General features: G+C 58.9%; 23 protein-coding genes and 1 tRNA gene. 15 read left to right on the forward strand and 9 right to left on the reverse strand.

Features of this window, described 5'->3' with window-relative positions:
- Nucleotides 1-524: integrase core domain-containing protein (locus tag VR74_RS12645; RefSeq protein WP_045696099.1), on the forward strand; the 524-nt coding region annotated here is incomplete at its 5' end.
- 57 nt (nt 525-581) lie between these two features.
- Here the strand turns inward: VR74_RS12645 and VR74_RS12650 are convergent.
- Nucleotides 582-671 (reverse strand) — tRNA-Ser (locus VR74_RS12650).
- Between the two features lie 587 nt (nt 672-1,258).
- On the opposite strand from VR74_RS12650, the gene VR74_RS21025 reads away from it, so the two are divergent.
- The 6 genes from VR74_RS21025 to VR74_RS12680 all read left to right on the forward strand — a co-directional run bounded on the left by VR74_RS21025 (nt 1,259) and on the right by VR74_RS12680 (nt 6,593).
- Complete coding sequence (locus VR74_RS21025) at nt 1,259-2,152, forward strand: SPOR domain-containing protein (RefSeq protein WP_299950408.1); 894 nt, start codon at nt 1,259-1,261, stop codon at nt 2,150-2,152.
- Nucleotides 2,153-2,270: 118 nt separating this feature from the next.
- Nucleotides 2,271-3,422, forward strand: coding sequence for a D-alanyl-D-alanine carboxypeptidase family protein (locus tag VR74_RS12660; RefSeq protein ID WP_045697333.1), 1,152 nt, complete (start codon nt 2,271-2,273; stop codon nt 3,420-3,422).
- Entirely contained in the window at nt 3,415-4,071 is a 657-nt protein-coding gene (gene tmk, locus VR74_RS12665; protein WP_045697335.1) for a dTMP kinase, read from the forward strand. Before VR74_RS12660 ends, tmk begins: the two co-directional genes overlap by 8 nt.
- Nucleotides 4,068-5,003, forward strand: coding sequence for a DNA polymerase III subunit delta' (locus VR74_RS12670; RefSeq protein ID WP_045697337.1), 936 nt, complete (start codon nt 4,068-4,070; stop codon nt 5,001-5,003). The genes tmk and VR74_RS12670 overlap by 4 nt, the downstream gene beginning before the upstream one ends.
- A gap of 10 nt (nt 5,004-5,013) precedes the next feature.
- Nucleotides 5,014-5,787: a TatD family hydrolase gene (locus VR74_RS12675; protein WP_045697339.1), complete on the forward strand. Its 774-nt coding sequence runs from the start codon at nt 5,014-5,016 to the stop codon at nt 5,785-5,787.
- On the forward strand, nt 5,784-6,593 hold the full coding sequence (locus tag VR74_RS12680) for an MBL fold metallo-hydrolase (protein ID WP_045697341.1): 810 nt from the start codon (nt 5,784-5,786) through the stop codon (nt 6,591-6,593). Before VR74_RS12675 ends, VR74_RS12680 begins: the two co-directional genes overlap by 4 nt.
- A gap of 255 nt (nt 6,594-6,848) precedes the next feature.
- Here VR74_RS12680 and VR74_RS12685 read toward each other — a convergent pair whose 3' ends face one another.
- The 3 genes from VR74_RS12685 to VR74_RS12695 all read right to left on the reverse strand — a co-directional run bounded on the left by VR74_RS12685 (nt 6,849) and on the right by VR74_RS12695 (nt 9,097).
- Nucleotides 6,849-7,235: a response regulator gene (locus VR74_RS12685; RefSeq protein WP_045697343.1), complete on the reverse strand. Its 387-nt coding sequence runs from the start codon at nt 7,233-7,235 to the stop codon at nt 6,849-6,851.
- Nucleotides 7,236-7,307: 72 nt separating this feature from the next.
- The gene (locus tag VR74_RS12690; protein ID WP_045697345.1) at nt 7,308-7,934 is read right to left on the reverse strand and encodes a response regulator; all 627 of its coding nucleotides are present in this window, start codon (nt 7,932-7,934) and stop codon (nt 7,308-7,310) included.
- Nucleotides 7,931-9,097, reverse strand: coding sequence for a PAS domain S-box protein (locus VR74_RS12695; RefSeq protein WP_299950410.1), 1,167 nt, complete (start codon nt 9,095-9,097; stop codon nt 7,931-7,933). Before VR74_RS12695 ends, VR74_RS12690 begins: the two co-directional genes overlap by 4 nt.
- A 623-nt stretch (nt 9,098-9,720) precedes the next feature.
- Between VR74_RS12695 and ccoN the strand changes: the two genes are divergently transcribed.
- From ccoN to ccoS, 8 genes are read left to right on the forward strand one after another with little or no spacing between them, the layout of a single operon-like run.
- Nucleotides 9,721-11,271, forward strand: coding sequence for a cytochrome-c oxidase, cbb3-type subunit I (gene ccoN, locus VR74_RS12700; RefSeq protein ID WP_366462587.1), 1,551 nt, complete (start codon nt 9,721-9,723; stop codon nt 11,269-11,271).
- An 11-nt stretch (nt 11,272-11,282) separates the two neighbouring features.
- Nucleotides 11,283-12,050 (forward strand): cytochrome-c oxidase, cbb3-type subunit II, encoded by a 768-nt coding sequence (gene ccoO / locus VR74_RS12705; protein ID WP_045697347.1) that lies wholly within the window; start codon nt 11,283-11,285, stop codon nt 12,048-12,050.
- A gap of 9 nt (nt 12,051-12,059) precedes the next feature.
- Complete coding sequence (locus VR74_RS12710) at nt 12,060-12,221, forward strand: cbb3-type cytochrome c oxidase subunit 3 (protein WP_045697349.1); 162 nt, start codon at nt 12,060-12,062, stop codon at nt 12,219-12,221.
- Nucleotides 12,214-13,101: a cytochrome-c oxidase, cbb3-type subunit III gene (ccoP, locus tag VR74_RS12715; RefSeq protein WP_045697351.1), complete on the forward strand. Its 888-nt coding sequence runs from the start codon at nt 12,214-12,216 to the stop codon at nt 13,099-13,101. Before VR74_RS12710 ends, ccoP begins: the two co-directional genes overlap by 8 nt.
- A gap of 8 nt (nt 13,102-13,109) precedes the next feature.
- On the forward strand, nt 13,110-14,570 hold the full coding sequence (ccoG, locus tag VR74_RS12720; RefSeq protein WP_045697353.1) for a cytochrome c oxidase accessory protein CcoG: 1,461 nt from the start codon (nt 13,110-13,112) through the stop codon (nt 14,568-14,570).
- Nucleotides 14,570-15,088: a FixH family protein gene (locus VR74_RS21030; RefSeq protein ID WP_299950416.1), complete on the forward strand. Its 519-nt coding sequence runs from the start codon at nt 14,570-14,572 to the stop codon at nt 15,086-15,088. Before ccoG ends, VR74_RS21030 begins: the two co-directional genes overlap by 1 nt.
- Nucleotides 15,085-17,298 (forward strand): heavy metal translocating P-type ATPase, encoded by a 2,214-nt coding sequence (locus VR74_RS12730; protein ID WP_299950419.1) that lies wholly within the window; start codon nt 15,085-15,087, stop codon nt 17,296-17,298. The genes VR74_RS21030 and VR74_RS12730 overlap by 4 nt, the downstream gene beginning before the upstream one ends.
- Nucleotides 17,298-17,477 carry a cbb3-type cytochrome oxidase assembly protein CcoS gene (gene ccoS / locus VR74_RS12735; protein ID WP_045697355.1) on the forward strand — a complete coding sequence of 60 codons (180 nt, stop codon included), beginning with the start codon at nt 17,298-17,300 and terminating at the stop codon, nt 17,475-17,477. Before VR74_RS12730 ends, ccoS begins: the two co-directional genes overlap by 1 nt.
- An 18-nt stretch (nt 17,478-17,495) precedes the next feature.
- Here the strand turns inward: ccoS and VR74_RS12740 are convergent, their stop codons facing one another.
- From VR74_RS12740 to VR74_RS12760, 5 genes are read right to left on the reverse strand one after another with little or no spacing between them, the layout of a single operon-like run.
- Nucleotides 17,496-18,422: a biotin-dependent carboxyltransferase family protein gene (locus VR74_RS12740; protein WP_045697357.1), complete on the reverse strand. Its 927-nt coding sequence runs from the start codon at nt 18,420-18,422 to the stop codon at nt 17,496-17,498.
- On the reverse strand, nt 18,419-19,054 hold the full coding sequence (locus tag VR74_RS12745; protein WP_045697359.1) for a carboxyltransferase domain-containing protein: 636 nt from the start codon (nt 19,052-19,054) through the stop codon (nt 18,419-18,421). Before VR74_RS12745 ends, VR74_RS12740 begins: the two co-directional genes overlap by 4 nt.
- On the reverse strand, nt 19,051-19,812 hold the full coding sequence (gene pxpA, locus VR74_RS12750) for a 5-oxoprolinase subunit PxpA (protein WP_045697360.1): 762 nt from the start codon (nt 19,810-19,812) through the stop codon (nt 19,051-19,053). Before pxpA ends, VR74_RS12745 begins: the two co-directional genes overlap by 4 nt.
- Nucleotides 19,809-21,017: an Nramp family divalent metal transporter gene (locus VR74_RS12755; protein ID WP_045697362.1), complete on the reverse strand. Its 1,209-nt coding sequence runs from the start codon at nt 21,015-21,017 to the stop codon at nt 19,809-19,811. The genes pxpA and VR74_RS12755 overlap by 4 nt, the downstream gene beginning before the upstream one ends.
- Complete coding sequence (locus tag VR74_RS12760) at nt 21,014-22,153, reverse strand: DUF2891 domain-containing protein (RefSeq protein WP_299950422.1); 1,140 nt, start codon at nt 22,151-22,153, stop codon at nt 21,014-21,016. The genes VR74_RS12755 and VR74_RS12760 overlap by 4 nt, the downstream gene beginning before the upstream one ends.
- Nucleotides 22,154-22,169 lie beyond the last annotated feature (16 nt).

Genomic DNA, 22,169 nt, shown 5'->3' on the forward strand with positions numbered 1-22,169 from the left:
CCAACGGGCTCTACAATCTCTCGAAACTCTCTGTCTGGTGGCTCAGACTCGGCATCGCCATCGAACGCATCAAGCCAGGCCATCCGCAGCAGAATGGCCGGCATGAGCGCATGCACCTGACCCTGAAGCAGGAAACCACCCGGCCGGCCTGCGAAAATCACCTGCAACAGCAGGTGCGGTTCGATGACTTCGTCAGGGAATATAACACAGAACGTCCGCATGAAGGCCTCGCCATGGCGACCCCTGCAGAGATCTACACGCCGTCATCGCGCATCTATGACGGCCTGCCAGACATCGATTATCCCTTCCATGATCGCGAGGTCCTGATAACCGCCTGCGGCCGGATCTGCATGCATCGGAAAAAAATCAACATCTCCACCGTGCTCGCGGGTCAGCGTGTCGGCGTAAAGGAGGTCGACGACGGCATATGGCTCGTCTCCTTCATGCACTATGACCTCGGATACGTTGACCTCGAGCAGAGAACCCTGCAGACAATCGACAACCCGTTCGGAGCAAAAGTGTAACCCATCTCTCCGGTACATACTGTTACCTATGTGTCCGGGCCGGACACAAGATTTGGCTGGCGGAGGAGGAGGGATTCGAACCCCCGGAGCCCGCGAAGGCTCAACGGTTTTCAAGACCGCCGCATTCAACCACTCTGCCACTCCTCCGGCGCGCCGTGTTTGATATACTGAACGCCGGTTTGCAAGTCCCGATGTGCGCACCGGGGCATTCGCGTTTCCTGGCCAATCATTAACGCTCCCTTGCCGAGGTCGGCCAATCCTGAATGCCGGGTTCATTGGCTGTGCATCTCCCTGTGGTAACCATCAGAATTGAAGTCGGCAGAACAGCCGTCTGAAGCGACCTGAAGGTCGAGCCCGAGACCACAGAATGAGGTTCACGTTTCGCAATGCGTTTTACGACACAGCGTCGATCCGCCCAGTTTAGTTGTTTCCTTGCTGCCAGTGCAATCGCACTCTCTGCGAGTGGGCCGGCCTATGCGGGCCAGCGAAACCCTGCGCCGATAATTTATGCAGGGCAAAGTGCTCCGGCCCCTCAAGGCAGAGCGCCTGCGGCTGGATCACCGCAGCGAATATCGGCGCCGGCACCGGGCGAAGAAGGAAAACGCATCGCATTCCGTTATCCGGGGCAGGGCAGTGCAACGGCCACGGCACCTGCACCTGCACCGGCGGCGACCCGGGACTATGCGAGCACAAGTGTGCCGCAGATGTCGGCACCATCAAGCGCAGCAACACAAATGCTGACGCCCAACAGTTTTGATGCGGATACAGCGGCAGCCCGGATCGCGGCCAACCGCCAGGCGGCACAAGTTGAATCCGAGGCGCTGGCGTCCTTGGAGCCATTCGAACCCGCAGAAGAGCCGCGCTTCACAAGCGCAATACAGGCGAGCGCAGCTCCGGCAAGCACGATTTTCGTCGCCCCGGAATCCGGCCCGGTATTCGACGAAACAGGTGTTGGCGTCACTTATGGCGACGAATTTTCAGGTCTTCCAACCGCGAACGGTGAAGTTTTCGACCAGGACGGCCTGACAGCTGCGCACCCAACCCTTCCGCTACCCAGCCTGATCCAGGTCATCAATGTCGATACGCAGAAAGAGGTGGTCGTGCGGGTGAATGACCGCGGGCCATTTGAAGATGGCGCGTCGCTGCAGCTCTCCAAGCGCGCGGCCAGTGCACTGGCGTTTGGATCCGACGGTCGCGCCAATATCCGGGTTCGCTACCTTGGTGCCGCGCCGGTGAGTGGACGAACAGTCGCCCTTAGCCCATCTGTTGCACCTGAACGTGTTGTGCCCGCGACTTATACGATCGGAACAGACCAAGATAAGGCGGCACCCGTTCAGTATGCCTCGGCGAATCTCTCCGACACTGTACAATTCGGGCGTCCAGAACAGACAGGGCAGGGCAGCTATTTCGTCCAGGTTGGCTCTTTTTCCGATATCGGGAATGCCCAGACGTTCCAGAAATCGCTCGGAAGCGACCTTTCTGTCACGATCATTCCAGCCCGTGTGAATGGCGCAGACTATTTCCGTGTTCGTGTCGGGCCTTTCGACGACCGGCATTCAGCAGCGGAAATGCGGGACGATCTGGCATTTCGCGGCGTTGCCAATGGCCGCGTTGTTTCCGCCGACTAGCTGCCGCTACAGAACACCCCATTGACGCTGACCACAAACCGGCCCTTTTTCCCAATTAAACGGGAATAAGGGCCGCTCGTCATGAAGCCCTCATCTTTTACAATGGAGGCCCTCTCTCATGAAGCGCCAAACACATGTCCTGGCCATCGTGGCACTGCTTTCGGTGCTGGTTGCGCCCGCCAAGGCGCAAATCATTGACACGCCTGCGCAATACGCTGTGATCATGGACCATTCGACGGGCGAAATCCTCTATTCCAAGGACGGATCGCAACCGATGATCCCCGCCTCCATGACCAAGATGATGACTGCCTACCTTGTCTTCGACATGGTGAAGCGCGGCGAACTGAAACTGACAGATCGCCTCACGGTCAGCGCCGATGCGTGGCGGCGTGGCGGGTTTCCATCCGGCACGTCCACGATGGGGCTCGTTCCGAAGGACACTCCGACCATCGAAGAACTCCTGCATGGCGTTATCGTCATGTCCGGCAATGACGCCTGTATCGTGTTGGCCGAAGGCATCTCCGGATCGGAGGAAGCGTTTGCAAAACGCATGACCCAACTCGCACATGAGAAAGGCCTGAAATCGGCCAACTTCCTCAACGCGACTGGCCTTGAAGATGTTGGGCACGTCATTTCTGCCGAGGACCTCGCGCGGCTCGCAAAGCTCACCATCGATGACTTCCCGGAATATTATGACTGGTATGACCTGCCCGCCTATTCGTGGCGCGAATACACGCAGCCTAACCGAAATCCTCTGCTCGGCGTTGAGGGCGCGGACGGGCTAAAAACCGGACATCTGGAAGCTTCGGGATATGGGCTGACAGGATCAGCGGTTCGTGACGGCGTACGCAGAACGATCGTGATCAACGGTCTGGATTCGATGGCTGCAAGAGCCTCTGAAGCTGAACGCATGCTCCGTCTCGCGTTTCAAAGCTTTGAACTGAAAACCATCGCGCCCGAGAATGTCGTCCTCCCCGACCAAAAAGTCTGGCTCGGCCAGCAGCGCACCGTTCCGGTGTCGCTCGCAGAGCCAATGCTGATTGCAGGACACAAGGCTGCTTTTGACAAGGCGAAAACAGAGATTGTGCTCGATCAGGCATTGCAGGCTCCCATTGCGAAAGGTGACCGTGTCGGGCGGCTGGTTGTCACACTGGCCGGACGTGAACCGGTGGAGGCACCCATAATCGCCGAAGCGCCTGTCAAGAAGCTTGGTTTCTTCGGCCGCGCCATAGACGGATTGAGCGCATTGATGTCGGGCGATGATGGCTGATACGAAGCGCGGGCGGTTCATAACGCTTGAAGGCGGTGAAGGTGTCGGGAAGTCGACCTTGCAAAGCGCACTGGCTGAACGCCTTGTTGCCGCCGGCCTCGATGTGGTGACCACTCGTGAACCCGGCGGAACGCCGCTCGCAGAACTGGTCAGGGACCTCGCGCTTCATCCACCGCCCGGAAACTACTGGTCGTCGATGGCCGAAGCCTTGCTGATGAATGCAGCGCGAAGCGACCATCTCGACAGAGTCATCAGGCCAGCGCTTGAAAGCGGCAAATGGGTGATCTGTGACCGGTTTTCCGACTCAACGCGTGTGTACCAGAGCGTGAAAGGGGGCGTCCCGCTTGATGTGCTCAAGAGCTTCGAAGCGTCTGTGATTGGCGAGACTCAGCCTGACCTAACATTTGTCCTGGACGCCCCACCGTCAACGACGGATGCGCGAAGGGAGAACCGCAGCCAAGTGAAGGATTCATTCGAGAGCCGATCGAGCGCGTTCCATACCGAGGTGCGCGCCGCGTTCATTGATCTCGCTAAATCGGAACCAAAAAGATGTCGCTTGATTGATGCTTCCGAGGAAGCCTCCGTGGTCGCTGACGCTGTGTGGTCGGAGATTCAGGCCTTCTTGGCCCAGCAAATGAGCGCCCGATGAGTGTGGCACTTCCTCTCGTGGGTCATCGGGCAGCCGAACAGGCATTCCTTGCGGCCCATGCCAGCGGCAAGCTGCACCATGCCTGGCTCATCGAGGGACCGACAGGGATAGGAAAGTCACGCTTCGCCTGTCGTCTTGCAGCCTTCATCCTTGGCGCGAGAGGGCCGGGCGAAGCGCCGCTTGATGCCCCCGAGGACGATCCGGTGATGCAAAAGTTTCTCGCGGGGGGGCACCCGGATCGCCGCATCGTCCAGATCGAACTCAATGACAAGGGCAAACCGAGGCAAGACATCACGATCGACCAGGTGCGCGGCCTCAATCACTTTTTCACATTGAAACCCGGGATGGGCGGCTGGCGGGTCGGCATCATCGATTCGCTGGATGAGTTGAACCGGAACGCTTCGAATGCCTTGCTGAAAACACTGGAAGAGCCTCCCGCGTCGAGCATCATGTTTCTTGTCAATCATGGTTCAAAGCCCATCCTGCCAACAATCAGGTCACGCTGCAGAACGCTTCGGCTCAATCCATTGTCGACAGATGATACAGCTCAAGTTCTCAAGATGGCGGACGCGCCGAAAGAAGCGATGGCCCTGGCGCGAGGACGTCCGGGATTGGGAATTCGGCTATCCACCCCTAGCGGCCTGCAAGCGTCCAACGCGGCGCGCGCCTTATTGAGATCCATGCCCAAGCCGAATGATGCCTTGCTTACGGCGGCAGTGCAGGCCGCCAATGCGGACTCAACCGCACTTCAGGCCTTTGGTGAGGAGGTGCTGAACTGGCTGGCAGACCGGGCGGATGACAACCCCGCGTCGGCCGATGCCTGGTTGCAGACATCACGCCTGCTGGGGCAGTCCGAAGCATTGAACATGGAGGCTTCGCAGACAGCTGCGAAGGTGATTGCCGGGCTTTATTCCTCAGTGGGACAGGGCTAAGGCAACCCTTATGTTTGATACGCATGTGAACCTGCACGGCGATGCATTCGCTGACGATCTGGAAGACGTACTACAGCGCGCGCGTGCGGCTGGCGTCCGTCGGTTCCTGGCGATTTGTGACCGGTTTGACAATTTCGAGGCGGTCCACGCCATTGCGGCAGCAAATGCCGACATCTGGTGTTCCGTCGGTGTGCACCCCCACCATAGCAAAGACTTTCCCGATATCACTGTTGATGATCTCGTTGCAGCCGCTGAGCGTCCGGACGTGGTGGCGATCGGTGAAACGGGGCTGGACTTTCACTACGGCTACAGCTCGGAAGATGCACAGATACGCAGCCTGCAAAAGCACATTGAGGCGTCTCGTATCACGGGCCTGCCCTTGATCCTGCACACGCGCGAAGCAGATGACATGATGGGTGATGTCCTTGAAGCTGAATACAATATAGGGGCGTTCCAGCCCCTTTTGCATTGCTATACCGGAGGGGCCCGATTGGCGCAGCGAGGCCTGGCGCTTGGCGCATATGTGTCAGTGTCGGGCATCCTGTCGTTCAAAAGCGCAAGCGAAGTTCGCGACGTTATCGCGGATGTGCCGATGGAGCGGATCATTCTCGAAACAGATTGTCCCTATCTGGCGCCCATGCCTATGAGAGGGCGCCGTAACGAGCCAGCCTTTCTCGTCCACGTCGCAGAGGCACTTGCAAAGCTCAAAGGCATCAATGTTGAGGACGTGAAGCAGATCACGGAAGCCAATGCGCGAAAGCTTTTCGCAAAGGTCGATGCGTGACTGATTCCAGCTATCGCTTCACGCTGCTCGGGACGGGCTCCTCCGGAGGCGTACCTCGTGTCGGCGGTGACTGGGGCGCATGTGATCCAGCAGAAGTCCGCAATCGCCGGACGCGGTGTTCTGCACTGCTAGACCGCATTGGCCCAGATGGAGTGATGACCCGCATCCTGATTGATACGTCGCCTGACATGCGGGAGCAGTTACTTGCGGCTGATGTACGCCACCTGGACGCAATCGTTTACTCGCACGATCATGCTGACCAGACGCACGGAATTGACGATGTGCGGCCGCTGGTGATTGCCATGAGACGCCCGATCCCGACCTATATGGACGCGGCAACCCGCACGTCGCTGCACAATAGGTTCAAATATTGTTTTGAGGGTATGGGCGGATATCCGCCCATACTTGAGACCAAGGCCGATATTACGCCCTGCAAACCGTTTACGATTGACGGACCCGGGGGACAAATCGAGCTCATGCCGCTGGATATGGAGCACGGACGAATACGCTGCCTCGGTTTCAGAGTTGGGGGACTTGCATATTGCAACGACGTGAACGCGTTGCCGAGCGAGACGCTCGACCATTTGAGAGGGCTCGAAACGCTTGTCGTGGATGCGCTACGCTACACGTCACACCCAACACACGCGAACCTCGAGCAGGCCCTGGCATGGATTGCCGAACTGAAGCCAACACGGGCGATCCTGACCAATATGCACGTGGATATGGATTATCAGACATTGAAGGGAGAGTTGCCCGACGGCGTAGAGCCCGGTTTTGACGGCATGACGCTGCGTGTCTCGCCATGATGGGCCGCATCATTATTTCCCATAATGATGATTATGCGACTCATGGATTTTATTAGCCGATCCATTCTGGACTTTAGCGGCTGGTGATATTGCATGATCTCGAACCAGCATGAGCAGCCGGAAAATGCGGTTGCTATCAAGCTTCCCTCGTCCACCACAGCATGCTTGCCTCTATGGTGCGCAACGTCTTGTTAACAAATCGGGCTCTTTGCCTTGCCAGGCCCCTTCCCCAAACGCCCCTCCGACCCGTGCAGTTCAGTGGGACAAAACCTGATCCAGGGCTTCGATCAACGTATCATCGAGCATTGGCTTATAGATAAGATCCTCGAAACCCGCGTTTCTTGCTTGCTCCTCGAGATCGTTGGATTGCCAGCCTGTGATCATGATCGCCGGCATTGTCTCGCCGCGCTCCCTCATTTCCCGCAGCAACTCGAATCCGTCATGTGGCGCCATCTTGAAGTCGATGAGCACACAATCGAAATCCGGCGCCACTCCCCTGCCGAGAAATGTCAATCCGCTGTCATACACGGAAACGCCGTACCCTTTGGCGCGCAAAAGCAATGACAATGACCGGCACACCGCCTCGTTGTCATCAACGATCGCGATTTGGGCAGATTTTACCGGTTGGATTTCCTGATTCATGCTCTACCGCGTAAAGTTAGGTGAGCAGATAGTCTGAAATACGTCGTCAGCCCTGTCTTTAAGTAGAAGCCCCTACTGCGAGCTCTCCATGCCAATACCGGCTGCGAAAGCGATTCTCAGGACGCTGGAGAGGCTGGGCGCGTCGAGTTTTTCCATCAGGTTCGCGCGGTGAATCTCCACCGTGCGCGGCGATATATCGAGCGTTTCCGCAATCATCTTGTTGGTAAAACCATCAACCAGGCCAACGAGAACGTCTTTTTCCCGGGGCGTAAGGCGTTCGACGCGACCTTTGGCTTCATCCGCGAGAACATCCTTCAGGCTGCGCGCATCCATGCGATCGAAAGCGCGTACAATCGCATCCACAAGCGTCTGTTTTTCATAAGGTTTTTCGACAAAATCGATAGCCCCGGCCTTCATCGCCTTGACCGCCACCTCGACATCGCCATGACCGGTCAGCACGATGACCGGAAAGGCCAATCCGAGCTCATTGAGGCGCTCCTGAACTTCCAGTCCGTCCATGTGTGGCATCTGCACATCGAGCAAAATGCAACCGGGATCCGCCGTTTGTGCGCACTCCAGGAATTGCACACCGTCGGCGTAGGTTTTGACCAGGAATCCGGCATGACGCAGCATGAAGCTTGCCGAGTGCCGGACAGCCTCATCATCATCTACCAAGTGTATCAGGCGTTGATCAGTCATCCCGCATTGATAGCCGGATCGGTTCGAAGTGTGAACCTGAAACACGTGCCTCCATCCGGGGCCAAATCAGCGCAGATCGTACCGCCATGAGCCTCGACAATTGTCTGGCAGATTGACAGGCCGAGCCCCATGCCACCAGACTTGGAGGTCGTGAATGGTTTGAAGAGCGACTTCTTGACCTCTTCATCAAGACCAGCGCCATTGTCACAAACCGAAACTTCGATCAGCCCTTTGTCTCTTCGCTCCGCGTTGATCCGGATCTTCGGGCTTGGTGAAGCCGACAGTGCCTCCTGCGCATTTCGCACCAGATTAATGACGACTTGCTGGACTTGAATGGGGTCCGCCAGGACATTGCCGACATTTGACGCAACGTTGAGTGTCACGGGCACGTCTTTGGAGCTCATCGAGAGACGTGCCAAAGCCGCAGCGTCGATCAGAAGCGGCCCAAGCTCGACCGAGCGCGCATCAATCTCCCCTCGTGAGACATAGCCGCGAAGCTTGCGGACAATGTCGCCCGCCCGGACGGCCTGTCGTGCCCCTTCGTCCAAGGCTTCACGCAGCAGTTCGCGCTTCTCTGCTCCTGGACTGTCAAGAATATCACGGCCTGCCTCAAGATAGTTGGCCACGGCCGTGAGGGGTTGATTGAGTTCGTGAGCCAGTGCTGACGCCATCGTACCAACTGCGCTCAGGCGCGAGAAATGCACGAGTTCGGACTGCATCTCTCGCATCCTCATCTCTGCGCGTCGTTGTTCGGTCAGATCGCGTACAAATGCCGTGAATAGCCAATGGTCACCGATTTTCGCCTCCCCGATCTTGAGGTCGATCGTGAACAAGGTGCCGTCAGACCGTCGCGCGGTCACGACCCGACCGACACCTATGATCTGCCGCTCGCCAGTCTGCAGATAATTGCTGATATACTGATCGTGATTGGTTTCGTCGCGACCAGCCATCAACTGACGTACATTACGTCCGATAATTTCCTCCGCTTCATAACCGAACAGGGCTTCTGCAGCTTTGCTGAAGGCTAGAATGCGGCCTGTTTCGTCAATGACGATCATGCCGTCAGGTACGGATTCCAGGATGGATTTCAGATGGGACTGGAGTGCGGCGACATCGTCGGCCGAAAAGAGAATTTGTCCTGGTCCATCAGCTGGTTCTGTCATGCCGTGGTTTCCTTCGACTCAGATCACACCTCATATGCACAAGCCTGTCTGAACTTGCGAGCAGGAACCTGCCGACGTTATTTCAGGCCAATCTAACGAAGGCGTAAGCGTGACGTCACCTGTGGCCTGAACTGCATCGCTACCGCGACGAGAATCATCGCAGCACCTGCAAAAGACACCGGGCAGCCCCAGCAATGGCCCGCAAACATGCTCGTCCAGAATGCGGGACCGTTTGCCGCTGACGACAGACCTTCAGGCCCGCACCGGACGGACAGAAAAGCCTGCAATGATTGTGTGTGCGTCCACACCTTCGCGGCTCCCACAGCGAGCATTGCGATTCCCGGGAAAAAACCGGCCAATCTATTCATCCGAATCTCCTATAGTGATACGTGATAGTATTAAAGGTGCGACAGCCCAGCCCATCCGTAATTACCCTTATATAACCTGCGGACGGCTCCCGGCATTTTGCACCAAATCCAAGCAGGTCTGAAAAAGGGGCAAATCCGGTGAGCACTCTAACCAAGCCGCGAGCGTCGGCAGCTGGCAGCATCGCCAGTGTCGCGACATTCGTCGCCATTGCATGTCTGGGGTCACTATTGATCGCGGCCAATGCCGTGGACCCAATGATGGAGGCCCATGCATGGCTGTTCTTCTTCCTGTCGGCGTTTGCGCTGGTTTCGATCGGCATATGGGCTGGCGGACTTAACGGCCGCAACCCGTTTGACGAAACCTATTATGAAGACACGATCGTCAAGTTCGGGGTTGCGGCTGCCATGTTCTGGGGCATTGCGGGGTTTCTCGTCGGCCTCATCATTGCGCTGCAGCTGACCTGGCCTGGCCTGTTCTATTTTCCTGAACTTGGCTGGACCAATTTTGGCCGGCTTCGTCCGCTGCATACCTCTGCAGTCATTTTTGCCTTTGGTGGCAACGTGCTGATCGCGACCAGCTTTTACGTCGTTCAGCGCACATCCCGGACACGCATCGCAGGCGGCCTTTGGCCCTGGTTTGTGTTCTGGGGATACAATCTGTTCATCGTCATCGCAGGTACCGGGTACCTGATGGGCGTAACACAGTCGAAAGAATACGCAGAGCCAGAATGGTATGCTGACTTGTGGCTCACAATCGTATGGGTGGCTTACCTGCTTGTCTTCCTGGGCACGCTCTGGAAGCGCAAGGAACCACACATCTACGTGGCCAACTGGTTCTACCTGTCCTTCATCGTGACAATCGCGATGTTGCACATCGTCAATAACCTGTCGCTTCCGGTGAACCTGTCTGGTTCGAAAAGCTACCAGCTGTTCGCGGGCGTCCAGGATGCGCTGACCCAGTGGTGGTACGGTCACAATGCCGTCGGGTTCTTCCTGACAACCGGCTTCCTCGCCATCATGTACTACTTCATTCCGAAGCGCGCGCAGCGGCCTGTCTATTCCTACCGGCTGTCCATCGTACACTTCTGGTCACTGATTTTTATCTACATCTGGGCTGGCCCGCACCACCTGCACTATACGGCTCTGCCGCAGTGGGCCCAGACACTGGGTATGACCTTCTCGGTGATGTTGTGGATGCCCAGCTGGGGCGGGATGATCAACGGCGTCATGACCCTTTCCGGCGCGTGGGACAAACTGCGCACGGATCCCGTCGTCCGGATGATGGTCGTCTCGCTCGCATTCTACGGCATGTCGACCTTTGAAGGCCCGCTAATGAGTGTGCGCGCCGTCAACGCCCTGTCTCACTATACCGAATGGGGCATTGCGCACGTGCACTCCGGATCGCTCGGATGGGTCGGGTTCATCTCGTTCGGTGCTCTCTATTGCCTTACACAATGGTTGTGGAAGCGTCCGGCGCTCTTTTCGAGAAACCTCGTCGAATGGCACTTCTGGCTCGCGACGATCGGTATCGTCTTCTACATCGTGGCTCTTTACTTCGCTGGCATCATGGAAGGCCTGATGTGGCGCGCCTACAATGAATACGGCTTCCTTGAGTACAGCTTCATTGAAACCGTCGAAGCCAAGCATATCAGCTACATGATCCGTGCCGCAGGGGGCAGCCTCTACCTCGTGGGTGCGCTGATCATGGCATACAATCTTGTGCGAACGGCTTTGGGACATGGTGAGGCGGCAGACGTCTCCAAATCCGCGCCGGCTCACGCCTCCACCCTCCAACCTGCTGAATAGGAACGGAAAAAATGGGATTGTTCCAAAAACACCAGGCCCTTGAGCGCCACTCACTGCTTCTGACTGTTGGCATTTTGCTGGTTGTCGCCGTCGGCGGCATCGTGGAGATCGCACCGCTCTTCTATCTCGAAAACACGATCGAGAAGGTGAAAGGGATGCGTCCCTACACGCCTCTCGAGCTGACGGGGCGGAACATCTATATCCGGGAGGGCTGCTACACTTGCCACTCCCAGATGGTCCGGCCGCTGCGTGACGAAGTCGAACGCTACGGGCACTATTCTCTCGCCGCCGAGAGCATGTATGACCGCCCGTTCCAGTGGGGATCAAAGCGGACAGGGCCGGATCTGGCCCGTGTTGGAGGCAAGTATTCCGACGAATGGCACGTGGACCATTTGAAAGATCCGAGATCGGTTGTGCCGGGATCAATCATGCCTCCCTACGCGTTCCTTTCGGACAAGGAGCTGCGCTTCGACGAAATAGCTGATCATTTGAAGGCGCTTCGTATGGAGGGCACGCCCTACACTGACGAGATGATCGAGAACGCAAAGGCTGACCTGATCGCCCAGGTCGATCCGGCAGCCGACTATGACAACCAGGATGCGCTGGTTGCTCGCTACGAGGCCGCCGCCGAACGCACGGGAACCGTCTTGATAGGTGATTATGACGGCGACCCGAGCCGTATCACCGAGATGGACGCCCTGGTTGCCTATCTCCAGATGACCGGCACGCTCGTCGATTTTTCGACGTACGAAGCCGACGATCTGAGCAACCGACGCTAGGAGATGGAAATGTACGAGACGCTTTCAAAATTTGCCCAAACATGGGGCCTTGGACTGTTCGTCGTGATGTTCGCCGTCGCGCTCGCATATGCCCTCTGGCCTTCGAACAAGAACAAATTTCGTGAAGCAGCCTATCTGCCTCTCGAAGACAAGGAACCCGGCGATGAGTGACCAGCATAATGAAATCGACGTTCACAGCGGCGTGGAAACCACCGGCCACACCTGGGATGGAATCAAGGAACTCAACAATCCGCTTCCGCGCTGGTGGCTGATTGTCTGGTACATATCGATCGCGTGGGCCATTCTCTACATGATCTTCATGCCTGCCATTCCAGCGCTTCCGGGATTTGGTGGCACGAATACGCCAGGTGTTTTGGGACATTCGGACCGTGCAATGGTGGCCGACAAGGTCGCCACAATGAAGACAGAGCGCAGCGCCGCCTCACAGCGCTTGATGACTGCCTCACTGACCGAGATCCAGAATGACCTGAACCTTCAGCAATTTGCCATGGCTATGGGTGAAAGTGCCTTTGGCGACAATTGCGCCACGTGCCACGGCGCAGGCGGTCGCGGTGCCAAAGGCTATCCGATGCTGGCCGATGATGTCTGGCTTTGGTCAGGCACACTTGACGGCATCGAATACACGCTCCGCCACGGCATCCGACATGAAGGTGATGACGCGACCCGATTCTCGGCCATGCCGGCATTCGGTCGCGACAAGCTCCTGACGTCATCAGAGATCGACGACTTGGTGCAGCACGTATTGAGCTTTTCAGGCCGCGCAACAGATATGGATGCCGCGTCGCAAGGCGCTCCACTTTTCGCCAGTCAGTGCGCCTCCTGTCACGGCGATAATGCCAAAGGCAGCCGTGATGTTGGCGCACCGGACCTGACAGATGACGAATGGGTGTTCGGCGGGGGACCGGCCGATATCACGGCCAGCATTTCCAATGCCCGTAACGCCCATATGCCGGCTTGGCAGGGAAGACTGGACGACCCGACAATCAAGGCGCTGGCACTCTATGTCCACTCACTCGGTGGCGGTGAATAAGAGCAGTCATGAACCAGATCACGAACCCCACACATACTGCAGGCATGCCGCCACGGCCGCCGTCCTTGTACGAAGGCCGCAAGCAGATCTATCCGAAACTCGCTCACGGCAAGTTCCGGATGGTGAAGTGGATCGTCATGGCAGTGACGCTGGGGATCTATTACCTGCTTCCCTGGGTTCGCTGGGAACGGGGTGAAGGCATTCCGAACCAGGCTGTCCTGGCCGATTTCTCGAGCGAGAAATTCTACTTCTTCTTCATCGAGATATGGCCTCAGGAGGTCTATTATCTTGCAGGCCTGCTGATCGTTGCGACCCTCGGCCTGTTCCTCGTGACATCGCTGCTGGGGCGGGCGTGGTGTGGATACACATGCCCGCAAACCGTATGGACCGACCTCTACATCTGGGTCGAACGCGCATTTGAAGGTGACCGTGCAGCGCGCATGCGCCTCGACAAGGCGGCCTGGTCATTGAACAAAGCCGCAAGGAAGATCGGCAAGCATGTTGTCTGGCTGATAATTGCGTTCCTGACGGGTGGAGTCTGGGTACTCTATTGGCATGATGCGCCGACCATCGCGCGCACCTTCTTCACGGGCGAAGCCCCACTCACCGCCTATTTCTTTGCGGGAATATTGACCCTCACAACGTATTTTCTAGCCGGCTGGATGCGCGAGCAGGTTTGCACCTATATGTGTCCCTGGCCCCGCATCCAGGGCGCACTGACAGACGATTATGCGCTGAACGTGACGTATCGCTACGATCGCGGTGAACCGCGCGGCGCACTGCGCAAGGACCAGGGCTTCGAAGGGCGTGGCGACTGCATTGATTGCAAGCAATGCGTTCAGGTCTGTCCCATGGGTATCGATATCCGCGACGGTGCCCAACTGGAATGTATCCACTGCGCGCTCTGCATCGATGCCTGCGACGACATCATGAAAAGGGTCGATCGCCCGACAGGCCTGATTGCCTACGATACCGATCTGGCTGTAGCCGCCCGCGCAGCAGGACAGAAGCCAACATATAAACTTGTACGGGCCAGGACCGTGCTTTACGCGTTTCTCATGCTGGCCATCAGCGGGTTGATCCTGTTTGGATTGGCAAACAAGCCCACGTTCCAGGTCAATGTCCTGAAGGATCGGTCGCCGCCTTTCGTCCAACTCGCAGGCGGTGAAGTGCGCAATGGCTATACGCTCAAACTGATCAACAAGGCGACAACCGCACGCGAAACTGTTATCTCTATTTCCGGAATACCTGGCGCGGACTTCGAGATTATCGGTGTGCCAAAAACTGAAGGCGCAATCAGCACCAAGCTGCCTCTGGAACAATACGGCGTCGACAGGTTCCGTATGCTGGTGACGGCACCTGCCGCCTCGCTTCCACACAGATCTTCTCTGGAGATCACCATAACCGACCCAGAGACAGGTGAGAGCCACACGAGCACAGCCGCGTTTGTTACAGCCGGAGCCAAATGATGTCAGTCGTGACCCCGAATTCTTCCATCACGTCCAAAACGCTCAAAGGAAGCCATGTCCTCATCTGGATGCTGGGCTTTTTCGGATTGATGTTTGTGGTCAACGGCATCTTCCTGTGGGCAGCCATCACATCGTTCCCGGGTGAGGACGTCAAGCATTCCTACTTGCAGGGCCTGCAATACAATAAGACGATCGAGTCGCGTTCGCTCCAGCAGGACATGATGTGGAAGGCAGAGGTCGGACTCGTTGAAACCGAATCCGGGAAGATTCTGGTTGCGCGCCTGTTTGATCGCGATGGCAATCCCTTGGCTGCCCGCTCCGTAGGCGGGGAGTTGCGACGCGCGGCAACGCAGGAGAGTGATCTTGTTCTCGAACTTCTGCCAGTAGGTGCCGGTGAGTTTCAGGGCGCGCTTCCGGCCCTCGCGGCGGGCGCGTGGCACGTCAGGATAAATGCTGTTGTGAACGGCGAAGCCGGGGCCGGCACATTCTCTGCAGCCAAGGTGCTCACGGTGCAATGACATCGCTCAACGACAGCCTTTCGGCCGGTTGTCCGACAGGGCTTGCTCCGCCCGAATTGACGAATGCACCTGACTCTTCTGCCTTCGTGCGGCGCGTCGGCGGGCAAAATCGTCTCGGCCTGACTGTACGCGGCGCCAAATGCGGGGCTTGCATCAACCGGATCGAATCGGCTGTGAAGGCATTACCGGATGTCGAGACGGCACGGCTCAATCTATCAACCGGCACACTTGATGTGGCGTGGCGCGGGGATCTCGGCGCGAACACGATTGTGCAAGCGGTCAGTGCCCTCGGATATGGCGTCTCGCCGCAGGATCAAAACCGCAATGTTTCCGATGAGCAGCGCGAAGAGCGAAGCTTGCTGGTTGCTTTGGGTGTCGCTGGTTTCGCCACAGCCAACATCATGCTCCTTTCAGTTTCGGTGTGGGCTGGCCACGGAGAAATGGGTGAATCCACGCGCAGGATGTTGCATGGCATCTCCGGCCTGATAGCGTTTCCGACAATCCTGTTTTCAGGCCGCGTATTCTTTCGTTCCGCCTGGAGCGTTCTGAAACGGGGGCATGCCAATATGGATGTTCCCATCTCGCTGGCGGTGACAATCGCGTTTTGCGTGAGCGTATCGGAAACGCTCAGAGGCGGCGAGCATGCCTATTTCGATGCGACTGTCATGTTGCTGTTCTTCCTGCTGATTGGGCGCTTTCTGGATGCCCGTGTGCGCAGGAAAGCCTACGTCTCTGCGCGTGAACTCGCTGCGATGGCCAATCGAACGGTGACCAGATTAGGTGAAGGCGGCGAAGCAAGATCCGTTCGGGCAAGTGAGATTCAGCCCGGAGACCGAATTCTCCTGTCGCCGGGCGAATGCGCCGTCGTCGACATGAAAATCGATTCGGGACTTTCGGAAGTGGATGACAGCCTGGTAACCGGAGAAAGCGTTCCGCGAACGACATTTGTCGGCATGAGCTTGCTCGCGGGCACTGTGAACCTGTCCCAACCGCTGCAGGGCCGAGCCATCGGTGCGGCGAGTGACTCCCTGCTTTCCGATATTGCCCGGATGCTGGACGCCGGAGAGCAACGCCGATCGACTTACCGGAAGATCGCAGACCGCGCTGTGTCGCTCTACGTCCCGTTCGTCCACACATCTGCATTGCTAGCATTCCTCGGCTGGCTCATGGCAGGCTTGGGGGCGAACGAGGCGTTGCTGATCGGTGTTTCGACGCTCATCATTACCTGTCCTTGCGCCCTCGCGCTCGCTGCGCCTGTGACTCAAGTAGTCGCATCGGGACGCCTGTTCAGGTCCGGCACGTTCCTGAAGTCGGGCGATGCCCTGGAACGCCTCGCCCAATGCGACTACGTGATCTTTGACAAGACCGGCACACTCACACTTGGTACGCCCCGCCTCGTCGATGAGATCGCGCCAGATGTGCTGGACGACGCGGCTCAATTAGCCCGCGCTAGCCGGCACCCCTTTTCACGGGCTTTGGTCGAAATTGCAGGTCCAGGCCCGATCGCATCGGGTGTTCGGGAGTTTCCCGGGCTCGGCCTTGAGGGTTTGATCGACGGCGTCACATGCAGGCTGGGATCTGCTGAATGGATCGGCACGGATCAGAGTGATATCACGAGCAGCTCCCTCTGGTTTTCGAAGGGCGACGAACAGCCAATCCAGTTCCATTTCGCTGACCATATTCTTGATGATGCGATCGAGACCATCCGCACATTGAAGCGTGCCGGTTACGGCATGGAAGTCCTGTCAGGTGACCGCGAAGAAGCGGTTCGCGACGTCGCAGAAACGCTTGGGATTGCGAATTGGCGCGCGAAATCATCTCCTCGCGACAAGGTTCAACGCCTGGAGGAATTGCAGGCAAAGGGCCATCGCGTACTGATGGTTGGCGACGGACTCAACGATGCCGGTGCTTTGGCGCTTGCTCATGCGTCCGTCACGCCCGGCGGCGCCATGGATATCAGCCGTTCTGCAAGCGACGCAGTCTATTCCGGCGGCCTGGCCTCCCTCCCCCGGCTGATTTCAGTAGCCAAGCAGGCACGTGTCGTGATGCTGCAGAATTTCGGCTTTGCTGCGGCCTACAATCTGGTTGCCGTCCCGATTGCCATCAGTGGTCATGCAACGCCACTCGTGGCTGCAATTGCCATGTCAGCCTCGTCCATTCTGGTGTCACTGAATGCCTTGCGCCTGAATACAATGCCGGAGCGGCTCTAGTGTCGGGTTTGCTGATTCTCATCCCCATCGCACTTGGCATGGGCCTGATTGGCCTGATCGCATTCTTGTGGGCCGCCCGATCAGGCCAGTTTGATGATCCTGACGGCGCCGCCACCCGCATTCTGGTTGATGAAGACCGCCCGCTCCCTCCTAGTGAAAATCACGATTCCGAGGAATAGCCCTGCCGCAGGACGGATTCAGAGGAAAAAATCCGGCAGCCACGATGACAGCAAAGCCTGCTTTGCACGCAGGGCATCCGTCGCTTGCTGTCGTGTCCTATGCAGGAAACGTATTCGATCGCCCGGACGAACCTGCCCGAGAAGGTGGCGGTCGGCCCGCACGACTTGCAGGATATGCGGATAGCCACCGGTCGTCTGCGCGTCTGCGAGAAGCAGGAAACCCCGCCCGCCCGGAGGCAGCTGTAACGCGCCCGGAAAGATCGCCGAACTGGGACGGCTTGCACATTCAGCCGAGCGCGGGAAATCACCTTCCAGTTCGATGCCCATACGGCTGGCGCGTTGGGTCACGTTGAAACTGCTGTCCCACAGGCCTTGCGCCCCGGCCGGATAGTCCGGCCCTTCGACAGCGCGCAACGTGTAGCTGTTGCTGCAGACGGGCTGAAGGTCTCGAGGCGTTGCCAGTCCGGAAACATTGCGCCCGCCGCCAAACCCGACCGTATCATCTGGCTTGAGCGCCCTGCCCGCGCGTCCGCCGAGCGCTGCGGGAAGATAGGTCGATGTGGACCCGAGAAAATCCGCAGCCTCCAAGGCCGCCGCGATGGCGATGTAGACCCGGCAGCCTTTCCGGGCAGGCTCTATCCTGAGCGTATCTCCTGCCTGGGCAAAATGAGTCATGTGGGACGCAACAGGACGGCCTGCGAGTATCAGGTCAGACTGTGCCCCGGTTATCGCAAAGCTGACGGACTTGTCGAAGCTGATCGCGGCGCCGCCGAAGGTGACTTCGATGGCTGTCGCGGTACTGGCGTTTCCGACAAGACGGTTGGCCAGTGCCATGGACAGATGATCGGCGGGGCCACTTGCGGGAACGCCAAGATGGCGATGGCCGACACGCGGCGCGCCCTGGAGCGTCATCTGTACACCGGGCTGAAGGATCGTGAGGCTCATGGCGGAGTTGCTTCGACGAGTTGGACACGTGTGCCGGCCTGAAGGCGGAATGGCGTGGGCGAGGCGGCATCGAACAGCGAAAGGGAGGCACGCCCGATGATCGGCCAGCCGCCCGGGCCTGCCAGCGCATAGAGACCGCACTGACCTGTGATAAGGCCGATTGAACCAGCAGGAACCTGCTGGCGCGGCTGCGCAAGGCGTGAAATTTCGAAAGTCTCGGGAAGGCCTGACATATAGGCAAAGCCGGGCGTGAAACCAAGCATCTCAACCATCAATGGCGCGGCCAGGAGGCGCGTAATGATATTCGCTTCCGACAGGCCAATGCGGGCGGCAATATCCTTGAGGTCCGGACCGCCCGCGCCGCCAAAATGGACGGGCAGTTCGAGGGTTTCGGCGGTGCCGGAGAGGTGGGGGGCGGGTGTGGCAAGGTTGTGCGAGAGGTGCGCCATGGCGGTGGCAGGGGTGTGTTCGTGCGGGTTGAACTGCACGGTGATGTCCTTGCGCCCGGGCACGACTTCGCGCCAGTCGCCTGTGGCGAGCAGCTGGCGAGCGCGCGCGAGACGCGTCTCCTGATCGGTCACGACGAAACGCAAGGCGTCATCGCCGCAGAAGGTGATGACTGGATGGGTCATGGGGCGACAGCGGCGACGGAAATGCCAGAGCGGATCAGCGCGGCGCGAATGGCGCGCGCGCTGGCGAGAGCGCCCGGAGTGTCACCGTGAACGCAGATCGTGCGGACCGGTAGCTGGATGGTCTCGCCCGTGCGGGTCGTGACCTGCCCTGTGGAGGCGATCTGGACAGCCTGGCGGACGCGATCCTCGTCGGCGGCAATGACAGCGCCTTCCATTGTCCGCGGTGTGAGCTCGCCGGAGGCCTCATAAGCCCGGTCAGCAAAACCTTCAGCCAGATAGGGTAGGCCCGCATGGTGCGCGGCAAGTGCCAACCGGGAAGTGGGAGGACCGATGAGGAGCGGGATGCGCGACTGGATCGTCACGTCGACGATGGTCTGCGCGGTGTCTTCATCGCGTGCGGCTGTATTGTAGAGCGCGCCATGCGGTTTCAGGTGGGCTATCGGCACGCCCCGCTCGCGGGCGATGGCAGCGAGCGCCCGTACCTGCTGCAGCAAGGTTATACTAAGGTCGGCGCGAGACAGGGTCATCGCGTTGCGCCCAAACCCTTCCCTGTCAGGATAGGATGGGTGAGCGCCGATGAGGACATTGCGCGCGTCAGCCGCCTTGACCGTTGCTGCCATGCTTTCCTGGTCTCCGGCATGTCCGCCCGACGCAATGCTGCAGCGGGTGACAACGTCCAGGATCGCCCGATCAAGCGCACGGCCATTATCGCCGGGTAGTTCTCCGATATCGGCGTTGAGACAGATTTCCCGTATCATGGCCACACTCCGAAGGCGCGCAGGATGATCCGGAGTCCCAGGCCGAACGTGATCAGGATGACTAGCACGCCGAGTGCATTGGCGATCGGGCCATTGACCTGGTCACCAAGCAGCGACCGCCGGTTCATAGCCACCAGCAGGAAGACGGCAACGATGGGGAGGAGCAGGCCATTGGCGACCTGCGCCACGAAAATGATGCTCACCGGGCGATAGCCCATCAATGCGACAACCGTACCGGTCAGCAGGATAGTGAGAGCGACGCCCTTGAAGAGTTTGCCCGTGCGAGGCTTGCCCGCGATTTCGCTGAGCGCATAGGCGGTGGCGAGGGGGGCCGTGATGGACGAGGTCAGGCCCGCCGCGAAAAGGCCGATGCCGACGAGATAGCGCGCGGCCTCGCCATAGGTGGGCGCGATGGCGGCTGCCATGTCGGCCGCGCCGGATATCTGCTGGCCGGAACCGAACAGGCTGGACGCGGCTGTGGTGAGAATAAGAATGGAGATCAGGCCGCCCAGTCCGACGGACACACGCGTATCGCGCTTGGCTTCTTCAAGCGCCTGCGGGTTCGCCTCCGGCCAGTGCTCGCGCGCGGAGGCGGCATGCAGGAAGAGATTATAGGGCACGATGGTTGTGCCTATCAGGGCGACAGATGTCAGAAGCCCCGCCTCCGGCACACGCGGAACAAGCCCGACGAGCATCGCGGCGAGATCCGGCCGCACGAGAATGGCGCTTCCGGCGAAGGCGAGGCTCATGAGGATGACCAGTGCGACGAGGACCCGCTCTATCAGCTTGTAGCGGCCGAACAGGAGGACGGCGGCAGCGATGGCGGCCAGAACCAGAATGATGATGCGGCGGGTTTGCCCCCCTGCCCCGAATATGGCTTCAAGGCCAAGTGCGCCGCCGGACAGGTTCCCCGCTTCATAGGCGGCGTTCCCCAATGCAAGTGCGGCCAGAACCAGTCCGGCCGCTCCCCATTTGACGAACCTGTTACCCGTTCCGCTGACCAGCGCCTCGCCGAGGCCGACGCGGCCCATGACTCCGAGCCGGGCTGACATGTCCTGCAGGATAATGGTCGCGATCGTAGCAAAGGCCAGCGCCCAGATCAGCGCGAAGCCGAAGTTTGCACCGGCAAGCGTACACGTGGTGACAGTGCCTGGACCAATAAAGGCCGCTGCGACGAGTGCGCCGGGGCCAATGGGCAGTTTCATTGCGAGCCGATTCCGCGCCGGGTTTCGAGATAGGTCGCAAAGCTCGCGAGCCAGTGGCTGCCCGAATAATGCGTATCGCTGACAGCGGCGATGCCCGTTTCCTTGTGCAACTCTGCGGCAGCAAGGAGAGACGGGATACGCGCGTCGCCCTCAGGCAAGGCGCTGGCAATACCTTCCAGTGCCCAGGCGCGCGACAGGTTTACGCCGTCGAGGTGAACGAGCTTTCCGTCGGAGGGATCAAGCACCACACCGGGCAGCAGCCAGTCGCCTGATCCGGTGGTCGGGATTTGCGGCAGGAAGGCCTCGAGCCAGCTCGCATATTGGTCAGCCTGCATCACGCGGCGCATCAGGTCGGCTTCCATCAGGCAGGGCGACAGGAAGTCTTCTCCGGACGGTTCATAGGCGAGCGGGCAATTCACGTCAGCGGAATGAAACTCGAACACTTTTCGGGTCAGCTGCGCATTGAAGGCGCCTGCATTACTGGCTTTCGACCAGTCCAGCATCAGGCCGAATGCGAAGGCGGTCTGATTATGGGTGCCGAGCCGGATCGGATAGGCAAGCTTGGTGAGCCAGGTGGATGTCTCAGCCTCGATGAGCGATTCCAGCGGTTCCAGCGAGCCAACCCAGTCATTGGCTTCGCGAAGATCGGATTCCCGTAATTCGGTCATCAACTGCAGGAACCAGGCGGTGCCATATGGACGCTCGAACGACGCACGTCCTTCGGCCTTGAAATAGGCGACCTCGCCCGCGATCTTTTCCGGCGTGAAACTGTGGCCCAGCACCGTGATGATGGCATCCCGATAGGGTGTGCCGGGATCAGTGTTCAGGATGCGGGCGAGCAGCCAATGGCCATGCACCGAGGAATGCCAGTCGAAGCAGCCATAGAAAGCCGGGTAGAGTTCGCGCGGTGTTGCCGCATCCGCGTCGCTGTTCATGACGTGACTGATCTTGTTCGGGTATTCGCGGTGAACACATTGCAGGGCCAGACGCGCGAAGCGGTCGGTCACGACCCCTTCCCGGGAGTCCGGGAGGACGAGCGCCGGGGCGGGTGGCGCTACATCCGTTTCAGGCGCAGGTGCAGGCGCGCAGGCAACAAGCAGGCAGGCGGCAAGGCCCATGACCAAATAGCGTATCACGCTGTATCCTCCGATG

It is taken from the genome of Hyphomonas sp. BRH_c22 (assembly GCF_000961795.1).
Taxonomy (GTDB): domain Bacteria; phylum Pseudomonadota; class Alphaproteobacteria; order Caulobacterales; family Hyphomonadaceae; genus Hyphomonas.

Bases quoted from the DNA above. Each gene is read 5' to 3' on its own strand.
- VR74_RS21025 (WP_299950408.1), top strand. From the start codon at position 1,259: ATGCTGACGCCCAACAGTTTTGATGCGGATACAGCGGCAGCCCGGATC.
- VR74_RS12660 (WP_045697333.1), top strand. From the start codon at position 2,271: ATGAAGCGCCAAACACATGTCCTGGCCATCGTGGCACTGCTTTCGGTG.
- tmk (WP_045697335.1), top strand. From the start codon at position 3,415: ATGGCTGATACGAAGCGCGGGCGGTTCATAACGCTTGAAGGCGGTGAA.
- VR74_RS12670 (WP_045697337.1), top strand. From the start codon at position 4,068: ATGAGTGTGGCACTTCCTCTCGTGGGTCATCGGGCAGCCGAACAGGCA.
- VR74_RS12675 (WP_045697339.1), top strand. From the start codon at position 5,014: ATGTTTGATACGCATGTGAACCTGCACGGCGATGCATTCGCTGACGAT.
- VR74_RS12685 (WP_045697343.1), bottom strand. From the start codon at position 7,235: ATGAATCAGGAAATCCAACCGGTAAAATCTGCCCAAATCGCGATCGTT.
- VR74_RS12690 (WP_045697345.1), bottom strand. From the start codon at position 7,934: ATGACTGATCAACGCCTGATACACTTGGTAGATGATGATGAGGCTGTC.
- VR74_RS12695 (WP_299950410.1), bottom strand. From the start codon at position 9,097: ATGACAGAACCAGCTGATGGACCAGGACAAATTCTCTTTTCGGCCGAC.
- ccoN (WP_366462587.1), top strand. From the start codon at position 9,721: ATGATGGAGGCCCATGCATGGCTGTTCTTCTTCCTGTCGGCGTTTGCG.
- ccoO (WP_045697347.1), top strand. From the start codon at position 11,283: ATGGGATTGTTCCAAAAACACCAGGCCCTTGAGCGCCACTCACTGCTT.
- VR74_RS12710 (WP_045697349.1), top strand. From the start codon at position 12,060: ATGTACGAGACGCTTTCAAAATTTGCCCAAACATGGGGCCTTGGACTG.
- ccoP (WP_045697351.1), top strand. From the start codon at position 12,214: ATGAGTGACCAGCATAATGAAATCGACGTTCACAGCGGCGTGGAAACC.
- ccoG (WP_045697353.1), top strand. From the start codon at position 13,110: ATGAACCAGATCACGAACCCCACACATACTGCAGGCATGCCGCCACGG.
- VR74_RS21030 (WP_299950416.1), top strand. From the start codon at position 14,570: ATGTCAGTCGTGACCCCGAATTCTTCCATCACGTCCAAAACGCTCAAA.
- VR74_RS12730 (WP_299950419.1), top strand. From the start codon at position 15,085: ATGACATCGCTCAACGACAGCCTTTCGGCCGGTTGTCCGACAGGGCTT.
- VR74_RS12740 (WP_045697357.1), bottom strand. From the start codon at position 18,422: ATGAGCCTCACGATCCTTCAGCCCGGTGTACAGATGACGCTCCAGGGC.
- VR74_RS12745 (WP_045697359.1), bottom strand. From the start codon at position 19,054: ATGACCCATCCAGTCATCACCTTCTGCGGCGATGACGCCTTGCGTTTC.
- pxpA (WP_045697360.1), bottom strand. From the start codon at position 19,812: ATGATACGGGAAATCTGTCTCAACGCCGATATCGGAGAACTACCCGGC.
- VR74_RS12755 (WP_045697362.1), bottom strand. From the start codon at position 21,017: ATGAAACTGCCCATTGGCCCCGGCGCACTCGTCGCAGCGGCCTTTATT.